General features: G+C 63.1%; 3 protein-coding genes and 1 pseudogene. 3 read left to right on the top strand and 1 reads right to left on the bottom strand.

Translation table 11 applies throughout. From position 1 onward, the window contains the following. Positions 1-394: pseudogene (locus tag Y708_RS30135) on the bottom strand (transcription-repair coupling factor); the annotation flags it as partial. A gap of 173 nt (positions 395-567) precedes the next feature. On the opposite strand from Y708_RS30135, the gene Y708_RS0121325 reads away from it, so the two are divergent. From Y708_RS0121325 to Y708_RS27065, 3 genes are all read left to right on the top strand, one after another. Further along, on the top strand, positions 568-1,065 hold the full coding sequence (locus tag Y708_RS0121325; protein ID WP_028281476.1) for a DUF2505 domain-containing protein: 498 nt from the start codon (positions 568-570) through the stop codon (positions 1,063-1,065). After that, the gene (locus tag Y708_RS0121320; RefSeq protein WP_028281475.1) at positions 1,065-1,286 is read left to right on the top strand and encodes an SCO4848 family membrane protein; all 222 of its coding nucleotides are present in this window, start codon (positions 1,065-1,067) and stop codon (positions 1,284-1,286) included. Before Y708_RS0121325 ends, Y708_RS0121320 begins: the two co-directional genes overlap by 1 nt. A 226-nt stretch (positions 1,287-1,512) precedes the next feature. Then, on the top strand, positions 1,513-1,835 hold a 323-nt coding region (locus Y708_RS27065), incomplete at its 3' end, for a Na+/H+ antiporter NhaA (RefSeq protein ID WP_035777203.1).

Below are 1,835 nucleotides of genomic sequence, written 5' to 3'. Positions count from 1 at the left end.
GCACCGGATCATCACCCGGGTGGGCGAGCCTGCGCAGCACGGAAAGCCGCCGGCCAACGGTGTCAGAGCGCGGGGACAGCCGCTCATGTGGCAGCGTTTCCCAGCTCGGGAACTCTTCAATGTCCGACGCCGGCAGGTAGCTGCGCAACGCAGCCGCCAAGTCTTCGGCTTCCCGGCCCGTGGCGGTCACGGCCACCACAACGGGGGCCGCGCCGTCGTGCTTCGCCGCGCGCACGCCGTCGACCATTTCCGCCAGCAAGGCCACCCGCAACCCGGTGGGAGCGCCAATCTGGAGGTCTGTACTGCGGTCCGCAACGGGCCGCGAAGCGTTGGCGCGCACCCGGCCAAACGATGCATCCTCGCTGAGGGCAGTACGCAGTCCGTTCAGGGTCATTGCAGTTTCCTCCACAGGGCATCCGGCAAACGCAGGCAAGACAGCACAAAAGCCCGAAATTCGCAGCGAATGCTGTGACGTCCGGGAGTGGTTCCAGACTACATGGCCGCCCAACCCGGTTGGCTTAGGATAGGTAGGACGCAAAACCCGATCACCCCATTCCCGGAGGAACCTTGGCACTGAACGCTTCCACCACCCTGCCCTACGACGTCGCCACCGTAACCGGTGTATTCACCGACGAGGCATTCCTGAAACACACCAGTGAGCACGTGGGCGGCGAACTGAAGTCGTTAACGGTCGACGGCGATACCTCCTCAGCGTTCACTCTCACCGCTGTGCGCACCCTTCCCACCACGCGGCTGCCGGACTTTGTGCGCAAGTTTGTGGGCGACAGCCTCACAGTGACCCAGATCGAGCAGTGGGCCGCCCCGCTGGCAGACGGATCCCGGGAAGCCAAGGTAGCCATGACGGTTGCCGGCGTTCCCATCAATGTTGACGCTGTGCAGCGGCTGGTGGCTGAAGGCACCGGAACCCGTGTCGAGGTGACCGGCAACGTGACCTCGTCGATCCCGTTCATGGGTAAAAAGATCGCCGATGCGGCCGAGCCCATGATCGGCAAGGCGTTGAACATCCAGGCGACGCAGGCGAAGAGCTGGCTCGAGAAGCGCTGATGTCACTGCCTCTGCCACTGTCGCTGATCCTTGTTCTGGCCGGACTCTGGACGCTTATTGTTTGGCCGCCGTTCCTGAAGCGCATTTTCAAGGACCCCCGCTCCAAGGATGAGCACGGCGGGGCAACACGGTTCCTCAAGGTGCATTTCATGCTCATCAGCACGTCGATGATCCTGGGGGCTGCAACGCTGGTGATCGGAATCCGTACCCTCGTGGCCTAAGTGCCTCCCGCACCGGGTCTCCACGCGTTCGTTAGCGCTCTCTTGGTCGACCACCGGAGCACCCCACCGGTGATCGACCAAGGGCCGCCAGGCCCGACCCCCGGTGATCGACCAAGGGCCGCCAGGCCCGCGTGGAGATCCTGAACCCGCTACGATAGATCCTGGTGAGCCGGGAAGTCTGGTCGGTATAGGTACAGTTATGCCCACACTCATATAGGAGCCATCCGTGCCCTCAACGCCCACGCCGCCCCCCGGCAAGAGCATTCTCAACCGGTCCAGTTACCCGGAATACCTGCGGATCAGCGAGATCCTTCGCAAGGAAACTGTCGGCGGCATACTGCTGCTGATCGCTGCCTTGGCCGCCCTGGTCTGGGCCAACTCCCCCGCTTCGGAAAGTTACTTTGCCATTCGGGACTTCGAGTTTGGCTATGAGCCCTGGCACCTCAAACTGAGTGTCGGGACCTGGGCAGCGGATGGGCTCCTAGCGGTCTTCTTCTTCCTGGTGGGGCTTGAACTCAAGCGCGAATTCGTGGCGGGCGATCTGCGGAA

It is taken from the genome of Arthrobacter sp. H5, assembly GCF_000520595.1.
Lineage (GTDB): Bacteria > Actinomycetota > Actinomycetes > Actinomycetales > Micrococcaceae > Arthrobacter_D.
Note: the sequence above shows the minus strand (reverse complement) of the source record. Positions and strands in the feature narration are given on the sequence as shown.